Below are 5897 nucleotides of genomic sequence, written 5' to 3'. Positions count from 1 at the left end.
GGTAAATACGCTTTGATCATGTTGCTAATTAATAAAGCAATAGGGACAATCTCGGAAAAACCACTTATCAAGGGTGCTCATTACATTGTTTGAAGTTATGTAGCCTTTTGATTACGGCCTATCAACCACTGCGGTAAACTATGCGTTGATTATGATTCTTTCGCAGAGAAGAACACTCGAAAGGAGCGGTTTTTTCAATGTCTCATACCGTAAAAATCTACGACACCTGCATTGGTTGCACCCAATGCGTCCGCGCTTGCCCTACTGATGTACTGGAGATGGTTCCTTGGGATGGCTGTAAAGCTGCTCAAATTGCCTCTTCACCCCGTACAGAAGACTGTGTGGGCTGTAAGCGCTGCGAAACTGCTTGTCCCACCGACTTTTTGAGCATCCGGGTTTACCTGGGCGCTGAAACAACTCGCAGTATGGGTCTGGCTTACTAAAAAGCTCAGTGCTAAGTCACCGAACTTCTGATCGCTACGCGGGTCTACTCCCCAACCGTTCTTCCAGAAAGGTTGAGCGCAAGCCTTTGCTTTGCTCAGAGTTCTCTCTGAGTTCTGAGTCTTGAGTCCTGAGGCAAAAGAAGTAAATCAAAAAAACAATTTCTTGATTCTTCACTCAGCACGGGCTACGCCCCGCGACGCTAAAGGAATTCAGAACTCAGAACTCAGTGTTCAAAACTTTTAAAGTTTCTTAATAGCAAGCATCTTTAAAAATACCTAGTGGCAGAGGGAGTAATTTACTCCCTTTTTTATAGGACTCCTATTTGATTTTTGAAATAACTCGCCCTCAACTCGAAAAGGCTGATTCCCTAGTACAGACGCGATTAATCGCGTCTCTACTCCCTACTCCCTGCCTACACAAAGAAGTTCAGAAATCAAATCGGATTGCTATATTTGCAAAATGTCTACTTTGTGCTACCAACTATACTGGATCTAATCATCTTGAAAAAGAAGTGGTGTGAACAATGTGCGGAATCGTTGGATATATAGGCACTCAAGCGGCGACAGACATTTTACTGGCTGGACTGGAAAAACTAGAGTATAGGGGTTACGATTCTGCTGGAATCGCTACTGTTTGGGAAGGTGAGGTTAATTGTGTGCGGGCAAAGGGCAAACTGTATAACCTGCGTTCTAAACTGGAACAAATAGAAGCCCCTGCCCAAATTGGTATTGGTCACACTCGCTGGGCAACTCATGGTAAACCAGAAGAGTACAATGCCCATCCCCACATGGATACGGCAAAGCGAGTGGCGGTGGTACAAAATGGCATTATCGAAAATTACCGCGACTTACGCGAGGAACTCAAAGGAAAAGGACACAAGTTTCTTTCTGAAACTGATACCGAAGTCATTCCCCATCTCATCGCCGAATTTTTAAAGAATCTTCCCCCCTCATCTCCCTCATCTGCCTCATCCCCCTTATTAGAGGCAATTCGCCAAGCAGTTAACCACTTGCACGGAGCATTTGCGATCGCAGTTATTTCTGCTGACTACCCCGATGAATTGATTGTTGTTCGCCAGCAAGCGCCTTTGGTAATTGGTTTTGGGCAAGGGGAGTTCTTCTGTGCGTCTGATACGCCTGCGATCGTTTCTTACACTCGTGCAGTGCTACCTCTAGAAAATGGCGAAATTGCCCGCCTTACACCTTTGGGCGTTGAGATTTACAATTTTGCTGGCGACAGGTTGAAAAAACAACCCCGACTGCTCAACTTCAATCCTGCAATGGTAGAAAAGCAGGGATTCAAACACTTCATGCTCAAAGAAATTCATGAGCAACCAGGGGTAGTAAGAGCTAGTTTAGACGCTTACTTTAATCCAGCCGAATCTACCGAATCGCCAATCAATCTTGGTTTACCTGCGGATTTATACACCGATTTAGAACAAATTCAGATCGTCGCCTGTGGTACGAGTTGGCACGCAGCATTAATCGGAAAATATTTAATCGAACAACTAGCAGGGATTTCAACTCAAGTTCATTACGCCTCAGAGTATCGCTATGCACCATCACCTCTAACAGCTAATACATTAATTATTGGCGTTACCCAATCAGGTGAAACTGCTGATACCCTAGCAGCTTTGGCGATGGAAAAAGAACGCCGCCAAGGGAAAGAACCCAAATATCAAGCGCGACTCTTAGGCATTACTAATCGCCCAGAAAGCAACCTCGGTCGTATGGTACCGCACATCATCAGTACCCTAGCGGGAATTGAAATTAGCGTAGCGGGAACAAAAACTTTTATTGCTCAACTGATGGCGTTTTATGCATTGGCATTGGATTTAGCAGCTCGTCGTCAGACAGTTTCAAAAGATATTTTAGAGAAAATTATTAATGGGTTGCGGCAAATTCCTAAAGAAATTGAGGCAACTTTGGAAAGTCAGGAACGTTTAACCGAACAGCTAGCCCACGAATTCGCCGAAACTCAAGATTTCATTTTTGTGGGAAGAGGAATTAACTTTCCTATTGCTTTGGAAGGGGCGTTGAAATTAAAAGAAATCAGCTATATTCATGCCGAAGGGTATCCGGCTGGAGAGATGAAACATGGCCCGATCGCTCTATTAGATGCGAAAGTACCAGTAGTTGCGATCGCAATACCTGGTAGTGTTTACGAAAAAGTTATTTCTAATGCCCAGGAAGCTAAAGCTAGAGATTCTCGGTTAATTGGCGTGACTCCCGTCAACGATGGCGAAGCTGCGGAAATTTTTAACGATCTTCTTCCCGTCTCTCATGTAGAAGAATTACTTTCTCCGATTCTGACAGTAGTTCCTTTGCAATTATTGGCTTATCATATTGCCGCCCGTCGTGGTTTGGATGTCGATCAGCCAAGAAATCTCGCTAAAAGTGTTACCGTAGAATAATTTACACTACTAAACAGTAACTTTACTAGAAATTACATGATATTGTTGCTGGATGGTCATATTTTAGCACATCCAGCAATTTTTTTGAAGTCCCGTTAGGAGTTAGGAGTGAGGAGTTATTTCTTGCATATCTCCCTCATCTCCCTCATCTCCTACTCCCTACTCCCTATTTACTCGAGTGCAACTTTTCCGGCATGACAATATTAGTCTGGGTTGCTTTACCATTCTTACCGTTAGTATGGCCGTTACCATTGCGGGGATGGATCACACCATAACCGCCGTGGTTGCGTTCGTAAATTACATTAATCTCTCCAGTTTCAGAGTTGCGGAACATATAAAAGTCGTGCCCTACGAGTTGCAGTTGTTCTAAGTCAAAAGTCCAAACACCCTGATTCCAAAAGCCATTTAGCAGCAATCCCAAGGCAAAGAGAATGGCAGCGCGGCGCAATACCCGCCTGTAAATAGTTGAGGTTGGTTTATTACCTTCGGTGTACTTTAACAGCGAGAAAGTCATCGCTACACCAACAATGAAGAGAAAGAAGGGAAATACCAAATCAGTTGGTGTGCAACCGTGCCAATCGGCGTGGGCTAAGGGAGGATATACATCATCTGCGACACCCGCCATATTGACGAGAATCATCGCAGCGATCGTAATGCCGCGAAAAACATCCAGTGAAGTCAGGCGCATAGGCGGAATTTTATATTAGATGAGTATCTGATACCATTTCTTTGTCAGGCTACGTCAAAGCTTTTTAAATTCTTATTCCTTAATGCTTAAAATATTGGCGAAAATTGCGGTAGAAAACACAAGTTTTAACTTAGCGATCGCATCATTTATTTACAAAATTTATTTTGCCTTAACCTGTCACGAATGTATTCTGTGGTAAAAAAAACATTAGGAAAGGATGTTTGAAAAGTCTTCTTGTGGGTATCAAAAGTTCTAGATACCTCTTGAAAAGGGTCGGCTTGAGCGTCAAGTGCGACTCAGGGGCGCGATCTCAAATCCCAAAACTCCGATTCTCTCGTAGCAGTTTCTTGGTAGCCAGGGTAGTGAAACACCTCACAGGGTGACAACGTACCTATAAAGGTTGCTGCATAAGGGATAGGGCATAGAAACCACGCTGAAAATAGAGCCGTTTATGGGGTTTGAGCGCAATCAGATTCAGGACCCAATCTGCCCATAATTCCAAGTAACTTCTGTGCGATCGCTATCGGAGTCAGTTTTTCCGAGATACTAACATTCAAGTAATTCTTGATAACGTGCCGATGCTTTAGTGCCAGTGCTTTAAATTCCTGCATTGCCTCGTCAGAAGAGCGTAACCGTTCCCCAGGTGTAAGCAACTGCAACAGATTCAGTTCTTCTAACAACAGCACCGATGGCAACATCTGCCCCTTGTTAAAATCCGGTTTCCAAATCGAATTCTCCCCCAATTCTAACTGCGCTTTTGCTCGTTTAGTATCACGGTTCGTCAGAAATTCCCGTCCCAGCGTCAAATAATAGTGCATCCGCAGTTGAGGATACCAGCCGTCGTCATCTTTCTCGACAAGCTCAGGGGTTACGTCAATTTCGTAGCGACGGGATAATTCAGCCTTGCGCTGCTGATGTCTTTCGGTTTTGGTTTTCGCCCTTGTGTCTTGCAGCTTCTTGAGTTCGGCATCAGAGATGGTTGGAGAATCCGCGATCGCTTCACATTCAGCAGTATACAATTCAACAGACGCGGCTTTAACCGACTCGATAACTGCCCCGCTCTCATCATCGTCAGCATCCAAGGCATCAATAATGGTGTAACCATCTTCGACCAAACCCGCAAGCACAGATTCTCGATAGCGCCGCATCTCAACGTTAATCACGGAACCACGTTTGCCCCAAGTCTGCAAAGATTCGGGCTGAAAGTTCTGATCAACAAAGCTGTAATCGTCATTGTCCGCCGCCGACAACAGCGCAATGTTAGCTTGTGTTGCGACGTGTTGACTTCTGAGCAATCCCCCAATAGATGTAGAGCCATTCCCTACAACCGACATCCCCCACTCTCTCACCCAAATATGACGGTCAACAGTTTCCCTAACCCGTGCCAACATCTGCCGCACAGAGTTAACCGGCTGCACACCCTGAAAAATCCCCCAAACACCATCAAAATGTCCTCGAATGTCGATGCTAACCCCAGTTTCAAGACTTGGAGATGCGATAACCAAATCATACTGGGTGAGAATCTCGTTCAGGTGAGCGATACAACCGAACGCTGGATGTGAGGGGTCTGCAACAGATTCACTGTCAATTCTGAGGATTCGCAGGTGTGGGAATTTGCGGCGAAATCGTTCTTCAACTGCCTGGGTTCCCCATTTGGACTTGGCTTTTTGACCAGAGCAGCAGAGTAGATGATGTCCCCCTGCGGCGATCGCCTTATCCAATGCGACAATCAGATTCTTCGGGCTGTTGCCAGGATAATTGTAACAGTTTCCCGCTACGTGGCGATAATTGTTGACGATTACGAACGGATTGACTCGATATTCTCCCGCCAAAGAAAGAACGTATTTTACATCTGTGTCGGACACATCAGCAGAAGATAGGTAAATCTTTCCCTGACTGCTGCCTAGAACATTCTGCACTAACTGCTTGAGGTTCTTGAGAACGGATACCCTACGCTTCTGTACTTCCGTACCAGAGTTGAGCAAATGCCAGAATACTTGGTCACATTCATCAATAATAATGACATCATTCGCCCAGTCGTTGGGGTTGAATCGCGCCTGACTTTCCTGATGCAGTGAATCCACGCACACCCCGTATCCCAACAATGTGCCTGTTTCATTCGTGCGGACTTCGGTAACATAGTTAACACCAAACCGATTACACAATGCCTCACCTAATTGAATACGATGGGTGATAATTAATACCCGTCTCCCTTGGTCGTGTGCCAATACGGTTCGGTTAAGCTCTAAGCAGTGTTGAGTAGAGAAAAAGTGAGTGTTTCTAATTTAGCTCCTTGCCCTTTATGTATCGGTTTCTTTGAAGGGAATTTGGCTCTAGTTTTTTTGACTACAC

General features: G+C 45.0%; 3 protein-coding genes and 1 pseudogene. 2 read left to right on the top strand and 2 right to left on the bottom strand.

All coding sequences use genetic code 11. The annotated features are described in order from the left end of the window. Nucleotides 1-197: 197 nt before the first annotated feature. Complete coding sequence (gene psaC / locus LC574_RS22650; protein WP_012411495.1) at nt 198-443, top strand: photosystem I iron-sulfur center protein PsaC; 246 nt, start codon at nt 198-200, stop codon at nt 441-443. Between the two features lie 524 nt (nt 444-967). Beyond that, nucleotides 968-2857 (top strand): glutamine--fructose-6-phosphate transaminase (isomerizing), encoded by a 1890-nt coding sequence (glmS, locus tag LC574_RS22645; RefSeq protein WP_229455771.1) that lies wholly within the window; start codon nt 968-970, stop codon nt 2855-2857. A 166-nt stretch (nt 2858-3023) separates the two neighbouring features. On the opposite strand, the gene LC574_RS22640 is transcribed toward glmS, so the two are convergent. Both LC574_RS22640 and LC574_RS22635 read right to left on the bottom strand, forming a co-directional pair. Next, a complete protein-coding gene (locus LC574_RS22640) occupies nt 3024-3545 on the bottom strand; it encodes a sigma 54 modulation/S30EA ribosomal C-terminal domain-containing protein (protein WP_229455768.1) in 522 nt (173 codons plus the stop codon). A gap of 449 nt (nt 3546-3994) precedes the next feature. Beyond that, a pseudogene (locus tag LC574_RS22635) lies at nt 3995-5770 on the bottom strand (plasmid replication protein, CyRepA1 family); the annotation flags it as partial. Nucleotides 5771-5897 lie beyond the last annotated feature (127 nt).

The organism is Nostoc sp. CHAB 5715, from assembly GCF_020829685.1.
GTDB lineage: Bacteria > Cyanobacteriota > Cyanobacteriia > Cyanobacteriales > Nostocaceae > Nostoc.
The sequence above is the reverse complement of the archived record's forward strand: the minus strand, read 5'-3'. Positions and strand labels throughout refer to the sequence as shown.

Excerpts from the sequence above, each read along its gene's own strand:
- psaC (WP_012411495.1), top strand. The coding sequence starts at position 198 with ATGTCTCATACCGTAAAAATCTACGACACCTGCATTGGTTGCACCCAA.
- glmS (WP_229455771.1), top strand. The coding sequence starts at position 968 with ATGTGCGGAATCGTTGGATATATAGGCACTCAAGCGGCGACAGACATT.
- LC574_RS22640 (WP_229455768.1), bottom strand. The coding sequence starts at position 3,545 with ATGCGCCTGACTTCACTGGATGTTTTTCGCGGCATTACGATCGCTGCG.